Consider the following 14,379-nt stretch of genomic DNA (forward strand, 5'->3'; position numbering starts at 1 on the left):
GATGGGGGTGATGAGTGAGGTGGGATCGCTCCCTCCGATGCATTCACCATCTCCGGAATCACCAGCTGACCTGCTGATCTGACTCAAGCAGTGCTGTGAGCTTGCTCACAACAGCGCAAACACCAGTCAGTGTCTGGGCTAATAGCGCCTGAACACGTTGATCCCTACAACCTCCATGCCATGAAAAAACCCGCTCGTGGCGGGGTTAGAACAATTGTGTGTTGCCTGATCTTTCACCGGCTAGGGCGCTCATCCTTTTCGGCGATCTTCCTCGCCATAGGTCTTGGCGATGGATAAGTACTTGTCCGCAGAAGATCCGTCTGGGACATCAACAAGGGCTTCGAACATGGCGAATGCTTTCTGACCAGATGTGAGATCAAGAGCTTCTCCGCTTTTGTCGAATCGAAACCAATGCCTTTCGCCTGCAGGGATATGGACGAGATCTCCAGAATGAAAAGCTTTCTCCTGGTTTCCCACCCCGATCACGACTTCGCCCTTGATCACGAAATAGGTCTCGTCCCAGGGGTGTGAGTGGGCTGGTGTGCCATGCCCATTACAGCCAGCGACCAGTCCCAGCTCATAGCTGTTGCAGGCGGAACCCGATACAAGTGGGGTGATGTCAACACCAGCCAAGTGAAGGGCTTGCGGGCGTCCATCAGCAGGGAGGCTACCCATCACTGACGGAGTTAGCTGTGCATGATTCATGGCTTCTCTCTCGAACAGTTCTGTCCTAACTCCGAAGAGCAGACAAATTCAGTGGGGTAGTCCCCACTGAGTCGTACGGGAAGGCGAACAGATCACTGGTTCCATCCGCAGAAGGCAATCCAGCAACGCTTCTGAGGGATCCCCAGCCTGTCAACTGACTGATCAGAATGACTTCTCCGCTTTCACCGCTTCAGCTGATGACCTTCATCCCCTCCAGCTGTGAGCTTGCTCACAACAGCGCAAACGCCAGTCAGTGGCTGGGCTCACAGCACTGAATGGTTTGTGACGGCTGTCTGCTCATGTCCTCGATGCTCATGGCTCTGCACCTGCGTCACGTTCGGTCTCCGCTGCCTTGATGACCTGCCGTTGTTGATCTCAGCGATGATGACAATCCTTCGTTCTCTGCTCACTTCATGTCTGCAGATCAGGCCGATCCATCAGGTTTCAATCCACTGGCGATGGTGGACATGTGGGAAGACATGCATGCCCTCGTTGCCGAGTGGGAGTTGAAGCACCAGTCAACCCCGGCCGTGGCGGCCGCTGCATTTGAAGAATTTGCAGCGGCTTTGGTGGATCGTCCGACGGCTGAATCGGCTTAAGCGGCACTCATGTTTCGCTTTCTCCCCATTAAGGCTTAGGTGGTCGTTTCAGACTTGACGGCCTGTTCATGAATGGTTGCCACTGTGCTGTTGAGCTTGGCGATATCGCTGAGGCCATTGGCGTCAAACCAAGGTGCCGAGGCCCAATTAAAGCCTTCACCAAAAGTGTTGTCAGGGGCTGCGACGTACCAATGGCAGGCGACATCCGGCACATCCACTGCACAGTTTGACCAGTCGATTTGCTGCTGAGGCACTTGTACCCACATCACTGCGGCAATCAGGACTGAGAGAACACTGTGAATCACAACACCTCGTCATGGGCTGCGACCCTAACGCTTTTGGTTGCAAGCGTTGGTGTGCTGAGGCACGGATGCCTTCGGACGTGGTCGTTCGATGGAGAGGACGAACCAGATCCCTTCCAGGGTTGATTGTTTTGGCAGATGCTTCCAATTGATTTGGCCCCATTGCATCTCTCGTCTGCCCCCACTGCATCAAGCATGATCTGTGCTGGTGCAGCAACACAGATGTTGGCAATCACTGGAGAGAGTTCAATTTCCATTCCCGCCTGCTTGCGATCAGTGGGATGCAATGCAACAACTAGAGTGCAGACAAAAAGAAACCCCGCCGAAGGCAGGGTTTGTAAAATACATTCAGAAGTGTGTCCTTGTTGCCACCCTGAAAGTATTTTTCCTCACGCATTTAAATTACTTCCTCGACTTGAACAGCGCTAGTTCATGCTTGTGATTCTCAGCCTGTTCCATCACTGCCACAACTAGCAGTGGTGTCCCTAGGTCGTGTGCCTCTATCGATGGTGCTGTTCGCTCGAGGCGTCATGACCAGTCAATGGTTTCGAGTTCACCAGAGGGGCACATCGGTTCATGTTGGTAGTGCTTTGCGATCCGACGAGTCGCCCAACGCTCCATCACAAGATGAGAGAGAGACCCCACTCCGACCAGCTTTGTTAGCTGAGCTGCCCTGGCTTTGATCGGAGAAACGGTCATGAAGAAGAGAATGCCTTCTCTACTCATAGCCATCAAGTTCCCTTTTGCCATCACCCTTCTCCAAGATTCAGTTCACGACAGCCTTCGTGTCGAGCCCCATGCTTGAGCGATGCATGCTGTGATCGCTTGGTTGGGTGTCAACGTGCCTGCGTGACCAACCAAAACACCGCGATCAAGGCCTAGATGCCGACAGAAGGATGTCGTCATTCAGTGGTTAGAAGGTCCGGGCAATGCAGCGGAACCCCACGGGGCTTGTTGTTGTCAAAGCCTGAGCCCTCGATGCATTGCCTCCGACGTTTGCAAAGGCTTCTGTTGATGCCTCTGTGACACCCGGAGGTTTAGTTCCTGGATCGACTCAGGCTTTGGCCTTCGTGTCTGATCAATGCAGTTTGGGCGCTTGATGCTCTCCCAGGGGCCTGACGCATGATCTAGGCGACTAAATGGCGATACTCTTCCAGGCTTGTTGCCAACCGTCTGCGTGCTCTTTGAGCTTTTTGTCGGGCTCGTTCACGGGAGATTCCCAGGTCTTTAGAGATGGACTGTAGGGATTCATTGTTCACTGCATTTCTGACGAGGATGTCGTTGTCACTGTTGCGATCAGACTCGAGCCGGCTGCGTAGTCTCTCTTGCACTCCGTCCCATTGGAACTTCTCGACATCTAGTGTTGATGTCTCATCCCAAACCAATTCCCCAATGGTTGAGCCTTCACCGCTTGGGGCTCCTGATAGGTGTGCATCAAGGCTCCCTAGCCAGCGTGTCTGACGTGCTTTGTACAGATTCTCAAGCTGAGCTTCTGTGATCTTCAGCTCTTCGCAAATCACAGCCTTCGGGGTCTCCACTGGCAGTTGACTCAGTTTTGTGAGGAGAAGGTTCATATTGGTTGGCAGCCGGATAGAGGCAGACATCTGATCCAGTGCTCTTGAGATCGCCTGGCGAATCCACCAATAGGCGTACGTGGAGAATTTGTAGCCTTTTTCGGGGTCAAATTTCTCAACGGCACGGTTCAGCCCAATCGTTCCTTCTTGGATTAGATCCGGCCACTCCATTGCAGCTCCTCGCTGACGATGCAGGTATTTCTTCGACACGTTGACCACGAGGCGCAGATTCGCTTTGATCATCCGCTCCTTGGCTCTGCGGGCGGCACGCTTCTCTGAGGGTGAGGCATCTTCCGCAAACCCACGCTGAACCGCATTGCCCAGGCTGATCTCTTCCGCAGGCGTCAGCAAAGGGATCCGCCCGATCTGCGCCAGATAGTGGTCCATCTGGCTGGTGTTGGTTGAAGACATCTAACTGGTGTGAGTCAAAGCAGAGGGCCGTCGATGGAGGAGTCCAGGGCGTTTGCCTTGGCGCTGTACAGGTCGATCGCTTGAGGACGTGCTTTCTGTTAGGAAGACGCTTCGGCGGGATCCGACCGTGTTGATGGGTTTGAGGGCCAGCTGCATCTCATCGATGCTTAATACTTCAACGGCAATGAAGGCGTAGGGCCGGAACTCATCGGTAAGTCTTCCGCTTTCTGTCTTCGGCTCCTGACCTGCGAGCTCGCAGGGTGCTTTCATCTGTGCCTGTTCCCAAGAGTTCCATTCGCTTTTCTTCCCGGAGTAGTGCTCTCGGCCCTCTTTTCTCTCCACCTTTGTAGGGTTTGGAGAGTGATCCATTCGATCTGGACGTTGTTAATCAACTGTGGATGATGGCTGTTGTTTCAGCTTGCAGTCCTTCGCTACATGTTCTCTTGTGTTCGCCTCAACCAGTGTTCACAGACCAGAGAGTCAACCTGGGCATCCCTTCTCGCTCCCCATCGTTGGTCTCATTGGCTCACATTTAGATAGTCGTGTCGTCCAGCGATGACTACAACAAACCTCTCGCAGGTGATCAACCTCTTTCCCTTCGTCCTTCCTGAAGGTCTTGGCTGGGCGCTCGGTTGTGTTCTCTTGGGTCCTGACCGTTGCGCCAAGGCGTGAATAACCAGAAATTACCCAACACCAGGCCGGCGGTGATCATGACCGCGAAGAGCTGTTCCAGCCTGTTCGCTAACACCCGCTCTCTTGATCACTGGCCTGATCATCAGCCCTCAGCGCTCGCGCTCCTTCAACTGGTTCTAGTTCTGTTGCGATGTGGTCGTGGTAGTCCGCTTTGGCTAGCTGTGGAGTAGTCCGTTGGTTGGAGTGGGGTCATGAGCGTGATCAAGCTTGGTGAGCAACGCCCGAAGCTGGAACGGATGGCGCGCCACTGGCCTCGCAATATTCAGGAGTATTGGCGTCAGGAGGAAGAACGACATCTTGGCCTGCCTGGAAAGCTATTGGCTGAGTCGATCCGTATCGATGCAAGGAGCCGTTCTCAGCACTACGCCTTTGCCAAGCGCAAGAGCTATCAGGTCCCGCCGAATGGGATGTCTCACTAGATCTCTTCGCAGTGACGTCCGGGTGCTTCTTTACGGAGTCGGCTTAATGCTGGAACTGGAGGCACTCCAATCGGCAGATCGAAACGACACATCCGCACCGCCTGCTCGTTTGAGCTCATGCATCCCTTCGAGCTGGTTGTAGATCGAGACCAGTTGGCGTTGGATGTGGTCGGTATGCGGCAGTCCGTTGAGTGTGTGAAGGGCACGCTCGAGGCTTGCTTTGGCATCCATCAACAGCCGGCAGTCGGGGGTTCCAGGTTCGTAGGCCATCCAAGCGATCCAGACCTCACTATTCAGGCCTGGAGCCGCATCTTTTGATGTATTAAAGGCCACTTTTTAGTTCGTTCTGGCACAACGCTTCCCCTCTTCTCATCGAGATCACAGGCTTTGTTCGTCTGAATGACCGACTCCAAATCCTGCTTGCACCGCAAGTGCACGCACCACTGTGTTTCGCCAGTTGCTGGATTCATGTTTCGGCAGAAGCTCTTGGTGATGGCAGCCTGAGGCTGCTCAGCCATGACAGCAGTACGAGTAGAGAGGATGTCCATAGGCAGGCTTGCATGCCTGCCTGCTCGGACCCTCCAAGCATGAAGATCGCTCCGGAGAGCAGCGTTCCTACCAGGCGGCCAGCAGCATTCGCCATGTAATAGAAGCCAACATTGAGACTCACGTTCTCCTGGTCGGTATAAGCCAGCACCATGTAGGAGTGAATCGACGAATTCATCGCGAACACCACGGCAAAAGCCGTCAAGCCTGCGGTGATTGCGAGCGACACGTCGACGTTTCGCCAAAGGGCAACAGCAAGCAACGCCGGGATCGATGTCAGCAGCGCACACCAGAATTGGATGGCCGAGACTCCCGGACTGCTCGTCTGGCCCCACAGCTTTCGTAGCCCCGGCGCTGATCCCTGGACGATGCCATAGCCAATCACCCACAGGCCGAGAAAGCCACCGATTTCCCAGAAGGTCCATCCCAGGGATGCTTCGAGAAACACTGGTAGGGCCACCACAAACCAAACATCACGGGCTCCAAAAAGGAAGAACCGAGCCAACGAGAGCATGTTGATGCCCTGTGATTGAGAGAAAAGCGCCGAGAACGCAGGCTTGGCTTTCATCTTGCCGATTTCACCCGGCAGAACCAGTGTCAACAGGAAGGCCATAGCCAGTCCGGCCGCCATCCAGCCCACGGCAGCATTGAAGCCGAAAGCGGTGAGTAGAACACCACCCAGGAAGAAGCCCACGCCTTTAAGCGCGTTTTTGGATCCCGTCAGGATTGCGACCCATTTGAAGAGTTGTGTTTCACCCTTCTGGCTGTCTTCTGGAGAAGCGGTCACCACGGTCTTGATGGCGCTCTTTGCGCTCATCTTGTTGAGATCTTTTGCGACGCCACTGATTGCCTGCGCCACCATGACGTAGACCACGCTCAATAATTTCGGCCAGGTTGCTGCTACTGGGATCAGCATCAGCAAAGCCAGGATTTGCAGCAAGGTGCCTACCCAAAGGGTGAGCCGTAATCCATAACGAGCACCGATCCAGCCTCCATACAAGTTGGTGATCACACCAAAGAATTCATAAAAGAGGAAGAGGAACGCGATCTCCAGCGTGCTGTAGCCAAGGGCATGGAAGTGGAACACCACCAACATGCGCAGGGCTCCATCGGTGAGTGTGAAAGCCCAGTAATTGGCAGTCACCACGCTGTATTGCTGCAGAGCTGAGAGTTTCATTGCTTGCGTCAGCCTTGTTCGTTGGCGACGACGTAACAAACAAGATCAGCCATACGGTTGCTATATCCCCATTCGTTGTCGTACCAGGCATAGATCTTGAGCTGGGTCCCGTCGACGACCATCGTCGAGGGGCCGTCGATGATCGCGCTGCGACTGTCGTTGGTGTAATCGCATGACACCAGGGGCCGGGTCTCGAAACCGAGGATTCCTTGCAGGGATCCGTTGGCTGCTGCCGCAAATGCAGCATTGACTTCTTCTGCAGTCACTTGGCGTTTCAGCTCGAACACTGCATCAGTGAGTGATCCGTTCAATAGCGGAACGCGTACTGCATGACCATTGAGCTTGCCGGTCAGCTCTGGAAAGATCATTGCAATCGCTTTCGCTGATCCCGTTGTGGTGGGGATGAGTGAGTTCAGCCCTGAGCGAGCCCGACGCAGATCAGTTTTGAATGCATCCACGGTCACCTGGGTATTGGTGATGTCGTGAATGGTTGTGATCATTCCGTGCTCGATACCGAAGTGTTCTTGCACCACTTTCACGACTGGGGCGAGGCAGTTTGTTGTGCAAGAGGCCGCTGTCACCAGTCGATTCACCTGCGGGTTGTAGCGATCATGGTTAATGCCATAGACGATGTTGAGCGCTTCTTCCCCAGCCACAACTCCTTTCACAGGACAGGCGACGACCACGCGTTTCAGCCCGATTTGCTCGAAGTAAGGATTCAAGTGTTCGGGGGTTTTGAACTTGCCGCTGGCTTCCAGCACCATCTCCACACCATGGGTCTGCCAGGGAACAGCGGTGATCTCTTTCTCTTGTGACCAGCTCACCGTGTTGCCATCAATGCAGAAGCCCTCGTCGGAGCTCTCCGCGTGGTGGTTCCAGCGGCCGTGAACAGAGTCGAACTCCAGCAAGTGAGCTCCTGCTGTTGCGTCACCACCCGGGTCGTTGATATGCACCAGTTCGATGCCGGGTCGTCCCCAGAGAGCACGGAAGACCAAACGGCCAATCCGACCGAAACCGTTGATGCCAAGACGCATGAGCTGATTGGCCAGCCGAGTGGCTAGACGGAATACATTGATCAAATGATCTTGATGCATCAAAAGTCTTTGATGCAAGTGCCTGGCTTACACGCCTCGATAGCGTCGAGCCTTGGCCCAGGGCGCTTATGCGGCCAGCTCCCCGTCTTCAGATGACTGCAGTCTTCCCCGCTTTGGATTCCGCAACGGCACGCAGCCTGTTAAGGGCCTTGGCAGACCCCTTGCGGTTGCAGATCATTGAAGCCCTGTCGGAGGGTGAGCGTTGTGTCTGCGACCTCACCGGTGACCTCGGGCTGGCGCAATCACGACTGTCGTTTCATCTCAAGGTGTTGAAGGACAGCGGCCTCGTGGCAGACCGCCAGAGTGGGCGCTGGGTGTATTACCGGCTTCAACCGCAGGCAATCGCAGCTTTGCAAGCTTGGCTTGGGGCTGTGGTGAGACGCTGCGAAGGGCGCGCTAGCTGTTGTGATGACTGAAGGTTTCTTTGCGGATCGGGACCTGCGACTGGAATTCCCTGCCACCTATCGCAACCGTGAGCCAATTGCTGCAGTCCTGGCTCGTTGGCTGCCTCAGAGCGGTCACGTGCTGGAAGTGGCTAGCGGTAGCGGCGAGCACGCGGTGTTCTTTCAGCAGTGTTTCCCTGTCCTCGTTTGGCACACCAGCGATCCTGATCCCGATCATCGGGCCAGCATTGCGGCCTGGATCTCTCACGAACACTTGGCTGCTCGCATGCCGTCACCTTTGCCCCTCGACGTGGCCTCCCGGCCATGGTCTTTGGGGGCATCACTTCAGGCAGATCTCGCCGCCATTGTTGCCATCAATCTGATCCATATAGCTCCTTGGGCCTGTTGCGAGGCTCTCTTTGCTGAAGCGGCTAGTCGTCTCCCAAAGAAAGCGCCCTTAGTGCTGTATGGGCCCTTTCGACGCAATGGATGCCATACCAGCGACAGCAACGCAGCGTTTGATCATTCCTTGCGCTCTCGCTCTCCGCTTTGGGGTGTGCGCGATCTTGAGGCTGTCGAGGCACTCGCTGCTCACTGTGGATTCAGGGCTGGCGAGGTGCGCTCGATGCCTGCGAACAACCTTGCGATTGCCTATCGGCGTTGAGTGCAGGGGGATAGGGCGATGCCGGGGCCACAGGTTGTGATCTTGCGGGGCCAATCGCTGCCAAGTCATGGCATCAAGAGCGGAGACGGCTTGGGGTGGCCCAGAAGATGCTGCCGGTGACTGCAAGTTTGCTTTGGAGCTGCCCAGCAGTTGCTCTGGAGTATCTACAGGGCTACTCTGTGGTTGCTGCGATCGGTGGATGAAGGGCTTGCCCCGCGAAAATCAGGTGAAGCTCACGGTGTCTGTTCCTCCGAGCCTGCATGTGCTGTTGCGCAGTTGGGCCCAATGCGAGGGACGTGAGCTCACAAGCGTTGTGCTGCAGTGCGTTGAGCTATCGGTTCGGCAGCTCAAGAGCAGTGGGTCCATCCCCGCAGGTGCTGTTCGCAATTACGAACTCGCTTGTGAAGAGCGGCTTTCGGCCAGTGGCTTGGGAGGTGTTTGATGAGCTCGCTTGACGTGATCGAAGCTGCTTTGGTGGCACCCTCGATGGAATCGGTGATCGCTGTCACCGAGCGCTACCAATATCTTGAGGTCCATCGGGACGCAAAGGTTTTCACGGCTTATCGCGAAGTCGACCACATGTTGTTGATCGGTTTTGCCCAAGCGTTATCCAGTGAGCAACGCGCAGATTTTGAGGCCCGTGGGTTTGTTCTATTCGGTGAGCGAGAAGGAACCCAGCGGGAGCATCGCTTGCTCTTGATGACACTCGAAGAAATTGGAATCTCTGCCAGCTACGGGCCTGAATACTTTGTGGCTTCAAAGTATTTGCTGCGCCATCTGCGCAATCTTGGCTGGCCACTTGGTGACCTCAAGGCGATGATCAGTGGGTTGCCCGGATCGAAGGATGGAACATCTCCTTCTCGTTGATCGATCGTTCAGTCAAAATATTTGTCTGCTCTAAAATTCCTTATACGAGCTTTCTTTCGTGCGCCGCCTTCTTCTCCCAATTGTCGCTGCTTCGCTTCTGTGTGGCTCCCCGGCTGAGGCTATTCCGGCCATGGATGGCTTGGAGATTCGCTTGCAAGGAGAGGCGAAGGGATGGCTCGATGCCACCTGTACCTATTACGGACTGGGCTGGATCGACCGGGCACAGGGTCGAAAGGCAATCAAGCGACTCATGCTTCTGATTACAGCGCACCACCTTGGCCATGCAGACGCTGAGCTTGCCAAGACCTCTGCCCTGGCTCGCGATCCCAATTGCAAAGCGATCTGGCCAGAGTCTCTGCACTAATCCAGGCCTGCATCGAAGGCCTGAATTTGATGGGGATGAGGGTGGTCATGGTTTTCTCGAGGCTTGAAGCAGCCAATGAGCTTGCCAATCCCATCGTTCCTCGAGGCCCCTTGTTGTCTAGACAGCTGTCAATTGATCTTTTCGATTGTTGCTTTCGAGGTCATGTTGAGCCCATAAGCTGACATGCGATGCATCAAATTGTTTTGATTGATCAAGGCTCAAGGCGAAGATGACGTCAGGCTCCAGTCTCCTGATGGCGATTCTAAATGTAATGGTCTGTACGTCTTTGATGTTCTGGGCGTCCATTGGTATCTTCACGCATATCGAGTGGTTTGAGAGCATCTTTAGGCGTGAGTCGGATGTCGTGGCTCGAATTCAATCAGTCACGTCTACTTCCGCCACTCGATCAAATCACAATGATTCAACGCTAACGTCGAGAAAAGGTTTTGTCTTTGCCTATTGGGATGAGGGTCGTGGCCATAGGCTGTCAGTAGCCAGGTCGATTGAGCAAGAGCAAAGTCCTCTCATTTTTAACCTGGCAAGTCTTGGCCTCGTTGCATTCACATCAGTGTTCTTCCTGATCGTTGTGAGCAAAGGATTGATTCATGCTTTGGGGCTGGCTTGATCGTCATGCAGTTGATATTTTCTGAATGAATGGAGTTTGAGGCAGAGGCCTCTTGGCCCCCGATAGCGAAGTCTTTAGGGAGGCGATTTGGTTTAGGTGCGCAGTCGCGTTTCGTTTGCCTCGGCCTCTTGGTGAAAGCAAGCGACTTTTCAATTGATGGTTGCTCTTAGGATCTCCAGGGTTAGTCAAGTTTGTAAAAGAGACGAGACTCAATATCTAAATCATCGTTGTCGTCGAGATTGTCTCCTTCTACCAGTTCAATGGCAAAGTCTTTGTCTTCCAGCTCATGCACAATCTTTTGGCCTTCCAGAAGGTTGTGAACGATTAGCAGGCGCTTCATTGGAAGAGGAGTCGTCGTCCAGCAGTTTATCTGCTGCCTTCCGTTCTGTTTGCTGACTAGTGCGCACCCTCAGGGCCTGGTTGTTTGATTGACCACCACTCTGGAATTGTTGAATCAGACAATTGCAAGAGTCCTCTGTTTTGATACCCAGCCTTTGGCAAAGCATGCTCTCACTCGCATGCTTCCTAGGTGATTTCTCATTACCCAAGTATCGCGGTTTGCACGATTGTCTGAAGATCATCTCGCCCTCTCCCCCCAGTTGATTCAACGCACTGCCATCAAGACTGCTGCGCAGTGGTTGGCGTGGCACTCCACGCTCCTGTCGCAACTGCTCACCTGCTTGGCGCTGACGCCATGTGGATCTAGCCAGGCATCAGGTCTCTGAGTCGGAGATCCGACCTTGCAACCGCCATTGCACAAGCGATTTTCCACTCTTGGTGATTTTGGCTTTAAAGGCAATGCGCCATTCGACCGATGCCTAGAACCCATCGGTTGGTGGACACTAAAACCATCAATCGGATTCGGAGGCGTCCCAATGCGTGACGACGGACCAACCGAGCACCTTCTAGAAGCTGCCTGACTGGCCCGACAAGCCAAACAGCCAGACGCTTCGACCCCCCCTATTCAGCCTTCTGAATACTGGGTTTAAGCAACACATAGAGCAGGGCCGTCTTTCTTTCGTGGAAGGCGGCTTTCTCTTTGCGGAGCTGTTCTCGCTGCTTGGTCTGCAGCATCGGCAGTGTTCCTTTCTCTGCAAGGGCAACTTGATTGACCTGCCTCGACTCATGATTGGCGGCTAGTCGGTCTGCTTCTGGGCTGGTACCTCTTCAAGGACAGCAGCCTCTGGGAGGTGAGCTGGAAGAGAGTGATCACTGTGGATTGGATGCTTAGGGTTCTTCGTAGCAGGGTCTTGTCGACCTCAGAATGATTGCGTTGCCACAAGCCTCCATGAGTGCAGGAGGCTCTTTCTCCCTCATGAGAGAAAGACGTTTCCGTTCAGCGACCTCTGCTGATGCACTGCTGGGCACCAGCAATTGCCTTTCCACGCTCTTTGCGTCAGGCAGCCAGCATGGATCAATTGAGGATGTGAGGGGCAATGGCAAGCAAGCGTGACGCATTGCTTTCGATGCTTGAGAGCAACCCCAATCACCCGAGCCTCAGCAGGCTGGTGGCAGCTGTGGAAGAAGAGCAACCTGCTGATCTAAACCTCGATGCAGAGCTGTTGTCTGGCGTTTGGGATCTGCGCTGGAGTAGTTCCAGTCAGCCTTGGCTGCGTCAGGCGCCCTGGCTTGAGAATCTTCAGATTTTGGATCCTGCGCAACAACGAGGCTGCAACCTGCTTCGTCTTCGCGGGCCCTTGGGGGCCATCGGTGCCATCAGCGTGCAGGCTGACCTGAAATTGATCGACTCCCAAAGGGTTGAAGTGCGTTTCCGTCAAGGAGGGTGGTTAGGTCCACGGATTCCTGGGATTGGCCAGATCAAGCTTTTGCGAGAGGTGCAACAAAGTTTCCCTGCTTGGCTGGACATCACTGTGTTGGACAGAGATCTGCGGATCTGTCGAGGCAATGCAGGCACCACCTTTGTTTTGTCGCGACGCGATGCGATCAGTGCTCAGCAATTTTTGTATTGAACAACTTGTTTCGCCAAAGCTTGATCAGTTCGCCCACCTGAGGCTGTGGTTGTACTGGGCTGAGCTCACATTGCTTTGCAGCTCCAAGCCATCCATTGCTTGACAGCCACCATCGTTCCTCGTTTGCTGATGACTAGCCGTGACATCTGAACTGCAGACTGGGTGGAGAGTGACTTAGGCGATGCCTCCTGATCTGGTGATTAACGGCAAGACCATCGCCGTGAATGCTCCCAGTGACGTCACAGTCGCTCAGAGAGTGGCCAAGCACATGCAGCGCAGGATCGACGAAGACGATTGGCGCCCTTATAAGAGCAAAGCCGAAGCAGTGGCCGCCTGGTCAAAGCTTGGTGGGATTCGCGTCAAGGTGATGCAGGCGCTCGCGCTTCTCTGAGCTCGCCGCACCCCAATGGCGGCCAACCGCGCCAAGACAATCACACCTGTTAATATTTCTTCATAATGGTTGGGCGTTCCGATGCTCTCTGCTCTCTTCCCGCTTGCTTACGCGGCAGTCTTGATTTGCCTTCTCCTGCAGGCATTTCGGATGATGCGAATGGCGACCAGCACAACTCCATCAGCAATGAGACGATTGCAGGACAGGACAGGTCTTCGGACCGTGCATCCCGAACTCTTGAATGAGCATGGGCAAATCACTGATGAAGAGCTGTGGACCGTGCGCTTCTCCGATCAAGAGGGTTTTGCTCCTTCTCAGGGCTGATTGATGTCCATCGATTCTCGGTGCAAGGAACAGCAGCGTGTCGCTGATCAGATGTTGATGGATTTCAAGTACACGGCACCAGGCTCTAAAGAGCAGCTCCGGTCGTTGATGACCCTGAGCTTCCTGGTCAGTATGTGGGGCGACTTTTTTAAAAACGAAGAGAAACGGATGAACTCGGCCTTGGCCTTAGAAGCCAGCAGCTGAGGTCCCTGTGCCTGGGGCGGCAAAACGTCTCCAGCAGTGAATGACCTAGTTGAGCGTGGGTCGCAGTTTCGTGTGTGTTCCTGCTGCTGGGCCAGAGCCGCCTTTTTGGAGACGATGGCTCTGTCGCTCCCACCTGGCAGAAGGCGCTGGCCTAAGACGCCCAGCACGGAACAATCCCCCAGTTGGGGGATGCGCAGATCTGAGCTCTGGGCTCAGATGGGGGTGGCTGAACTGCTGAGCTGATGAGCGCCGAAAAGGAAATCGATCGCTTGGAGCGTGAAATCAACCAGGCCTCTGGTCATGGTGGTGGAACGGATAAGCCTGGTTCGCTCCTGTCCGGTGGCGACGGGCAACCACCAAAGAAGCGTGGTGTTCGTCGTGGCAACACCGTGCTCGTTCTTGTCAGCGCACTTCTCTCCCTAGGCCTGGTTCTGCCGATCGCCAAGCGAATGGGCCAGTGCCACATCGATGCCCTCAGCAACGCAGCCGTAGGAGCTGCCATTGGCTTAACGGTGGGCTTTGGTCTTGGCCGGCTCAGGCCCTGATGCTTTTGCCATCGTGATCCAACCCTCTCTTTTGTGGCTATCTAAACAAGAGCAATCCCCCTCCCAGCATGGACCCAAGCCGTTTCACCGCTCTCCTTTTGGTCATCATTGGCGCTGTGGTTTTCGTCACTGCAGCTGAGCTATTCACCTTCTGGGTTGGTGAAGCTGCGTTGACTAGAACCAAAGCGAATTTTGCTGCGAAAGTTTCGTCTTTCAAACGCTCACTTCCAAGCCTCTCGATCAGGCCGCGTCGGAAGACTGCTTAGTCGCTCCATCAATACGACCAGGCTGTCTAAGCAGTATCAGCGTTGTGTTCAGAAACCTGGCGTATTTCTATCTTTTCCAGCTTACATTTTTTGTATTCCCCTGAATGAAATTGCTGAACACACATGTTTAGCAGTGCTTCTTGGAGAAGATCGAGGCCGCCCAGGCAACCACAAAGCCCCGCTTGTAGCGGGGCTTTGTGGTGTTGTGCCGGGGGATGGATCAGTCCTCACCTCCACTGACTGCCCTGCTTTTCCA

The 14,379-nt window shown here is 54.5% G+C and carries 21 protein-coding genes; 13 read left to right on the forward strand and 8 right to left on the reverse strand.

The genetic code is table 11. The features are described 5' to 3' along the window. Positions 1-249: 249 nt before the first annotated feature. Positions 250-675, reverse strand: a complete 426-nt coding sequence (locus DXY16_RS05390) for a cupin domain-containing protein (protein WP_170953856.1) — start codon at positions 673-675, stop codon at positions 250-252. Between the two features lie 443 nt (positions 676-1,118). On the opposite strand from DXY16_RS05390, the gene DXY16_RS05395 reads away from it, so the two are divergent. Then, positions 1,119-1,304 carry a hypothetical protein gene (locus DXY16_RS05395; protein ID WP_115120235.1) on the forward strand — a complete coding sequence of 62 codons (186 nt, stop codon included), beginning with the start codon at positions 1,119-1,121 and terminating at the stop codon, positions 1,302-1,304. A gap of 35 nt (positions 1,305-1,339) precedes the next feature. Here DXY16_RS05395 and DXY16_RS05400 read toward each other — a convergent pair whose 3' ends face one another. The 3 genes from DXY16_RS05400 to DXY16_RS05420 all read right to left on the reverse strand — a co-directional run bounded on the left by DXY16_RS05400 (position 1,340) and on the right by DXY16_RS05420 (position 3,861). Then, positions 1,340-1,609 carry a hypothetical protein gene (locus DXY16_RS05400; protein ID WP_115120236.1) on the reverse strand — a complete coding sequence of 90 codons (270 nt, stop codon included), beginning with the start codon at positions 1,607-1,609 and terminating at the stop codon, positions 1,340-1,342. A 1,124-nt stretch (positions 1,610-2,733) separates the two neighbouring features. Then, positions 2,734-3,591 carry an RNA polymerase sigma factor RpoD/SigA gene (locus DXY16_RS05415; RefSeq protein WP_115120239.1) on the reverse strand — a complete coding sequence of 286 codons (858 nt, stop codon included), beginning with the start codon at positions 3,589-3,591 and terminating at the stop codon, positions 2,734-2,736. Next, positions 3,592-3,861 (reverse strand): hypothetical protein, encoded by a 270-nt coding sequence (locus DXY16_RS05420; protein ID WP_115120240.1) that lies wholly within the window; start codon positions 3,859-3,861, stop codon positions 3,592-3,594. Positions 3,862-4,475: 614 nt separating this feature from the next. On the opposite strand from DXY16_RS05420, the gene DXY16_RS05425 reads away from it, so the two are divergent. Beyond that, a complete protein-coding gene (locus DXY16_RS05425; RefSeq protein WP_115120241.1) occupies positions 4,476-4,703 on the forward strand; it encodes a hypothetical protein in 228 nt (75 codons plus the stop codon). A gap of 30 nt (positions 4,704-4,733) precedes the next feature. Here DXY16_RS05425 and DXY16_RS05430 read toward each other — a convergent pair whose 3' ends face one another. The 3 genes from DXY16_RS05430 to DXY16_RS05440 form a co-directional block, all read right to left on the reverse strand. Continuing rightward, positions 4,734-4,973, reverse strand: a complete 240-nt coding sequence (locus DXY16_RS05430) for a hypothetical protein (RefSeq protein ID WP_115019405.1) — start codon at positions 4,971-4,973, stop codon at positions 4,734-4,736. Between the two features lie 196 nt (positions 4,974-5,169). Continuing rightward, complete coding sequence (arsJ, locus tag DXY16_RS05435; RefSeq protein WP_115120242.1) at positions 5,170-6,426, reverse strand: organoarsenical effux MFS transporter ArsJ; 1,257 nt, start codon at positions 6,424-6,426, stop codon at positions 5,170-5,172. An 8-nt stretch (positions 6,427-6,434) separates the two neighbouring features. Continuing rightward, a complete protein-coding gene (locus DXY16_RS05440) occupies positions 6,435-7,460 on the reverse strand; it encodes an ArsJ-associated glyceraldehyde-3-phosphate dehydrogenase (RefSeq protein WP_115120253.1) in 1,026 nt (341 codons plus the stop codon). A gap of 152 nt (positions 7,461-7,612) precedes the next feature. On the opposite strand from DXY16_RS05440, the gene DXY16_RS05445 reads away from it, so the two are divergent. The 6 genes from DXY16_RS05445 (at position 7,613) to DXY16_RS14340 (ending at position 10,423) form a co-directional block, all read left to right on the forward strand. Next, positions 7,613-7,936 carry a helix-turn-helix transcriptional regulator gene (locus DXY16_RS05445; RefSeq protein WP_115120254.1) on the forward strand — a complete coding sequence of 108 codons (324 nt, stop codon included), beginning with the start codon at positions 7,613-7,615 and terminating at the stop codon, positions 7,934-7,936. Beyond that, positions 7,929-8,567, forward strand: coding sequence for a DUF938 domain-containing protein (locus DXY16_RS05450; RefSeq protein WP_115120243.1), 639 nt, complete (start codon positions 7,929-7,931; stop codon positions 8,565-8,567). Before DXY16_RS05445 ends, DXY16_RS05450 begins: the two co-directional genes overlap by 8 nt. Positions 8,568-8,766: 199 nt before the next feature. Then, the gene (locus DXY16_RS05455; protein WP_115120244.1) at positions 8,767-9,009 is read left to right on the forward strand and encodes a hypothetical protein; all 243 of its coding nucleotides are present in this window, start codon (positions 8,767-8,769) and stop codon (positions 9,007-9,009) included. Then, a complete protein-coding gene (locus DXY16_RS05460; RefSeq protein ID WP_115120245.1) occupies positions 9,009-9,434 on the forward strand; it encodes a hypothetical protein in 426 nt (141 codons plus the stop codon). The genes DXY16_RS05455 and DXY16_RS05460 overlap by 1 nt, the downstream gene beginning before the upstream one ends. A gap of 130 nt (positions 9,435-9,564) precedes the next feature. Then, complete coding sequence (locus tag DXY16_RS05465) at positions 9,565-9,798, forward strand: hypothetical protein (protein WP_115120246.1); 234 nt, start codon at positions 9,565-9,567, stop codon at positions 9,796-9,798. A 253-nt stretch (positions 9,799-10,051) separates the two neighbouring features. Then, positions 10,052-10,423 carry a hypothetical protein gene (locus tag DXY16_RS14340; RefSeq protein WP_137007030.1) on the forward strand — a complete coding sequence of 124 codons (372 nt, stop codon included), beginning with the start codon at positions 10,052-10,054 and terminating at the stop codon, positions 10,421-10,423. Between the two features lie 181 nt (positions 10,424-10,604). Here the strand turns inward: DXY16_RS14340 and DXY16_RS14655 are convergent, their stop codons facing one another. Then, positions 10,605-10,763: a hypothetical protein gene (locus DXY16_RS14655; RefSeq protein WP_170953857.1), complete on the reverse strand. Its 159-nt coding sequence runs from the start codon at positions 10,761-10,763 to the stop codon at positions 10,605-10,607. A 1,096-nt stretch (positions 10,764-11,859) separates the two neighbouring features. On the opposite strand from DXY16_RS14655, the gene DXY16_RS05475 reads away from it, so the two are divergent. The 5 genes from DXY16_RS05475 (at position 11,860) to DXY16_RS05495 (ending at position 13,857) form a co-directional block, all read left to right on the forward strand. Beyond that, positions 11,860-12,393, forward strand: coding sequence for a PAP/fibrillin family protein (locus DXY16_RS05475; protein WP_115120248.1), 534 nt, complete (start codon positions 11,860-11,862; stop codon positions 12,391-12,393). A 181-nt stretch (positions 12,394-12,574) separates the two neighbouring features. After that, complete coding sequence (locus DXY16_RS05480; protein ID WP_115120249.1) at positions 12,575-12,784, forward strand: hypothetical protein; 210 nt, start codon at positions 12,575-12,577, stop codon at positions 12,782-12,784. 81 nt (positions 12,785-12,865) lie between these two features. Next, positions 12,866-13,108 (forward strand): DUF2973 domain-containing protein, encoded by a 243-nt coding sequence (locus tag DXY16_RS05485; RefSeq protein ID WP_115120250.1) that lies wholly within the window; start codon positions 12,866-12,868, stop codon positions 13,106-13,108. A 3-nt stretch (positions 13,109-13,111) separates the two neighbouring features. Then, a complete protein-coding gene (locus DXY16_RS05490; protein WP_115120255.1) occupies positions 13,112-13,312 on the forward strand; it encodes a hypothetical protein in 201 nt (66 codons plus the stop codon). 242 nt (positions 13,313-13,554) lie between these two features. Beyond that, complete coding sequence (locus tag DXY16_RS05495; protein ID WP_115120251.1) at positions 13,555-13,857, forward strand: hypothetical protein; 303 nt, start codon at positions 13,555-13,557, stop codon at positions 13,855-13,857. Positions 13,858-14,379 lie beyond the last annotated feature (522 nt).

Origin of the sequence: Synechococcus sp. UW105 (assembly GCF_900473935.1) — a bacterium.
In the GTDB taxonomy this organism is placed as follows: Bacteria; Cyanobacteriota; Cyanobacteriia; order PCC-6307; family Cyanobiaceae; genus Synechococcus_C.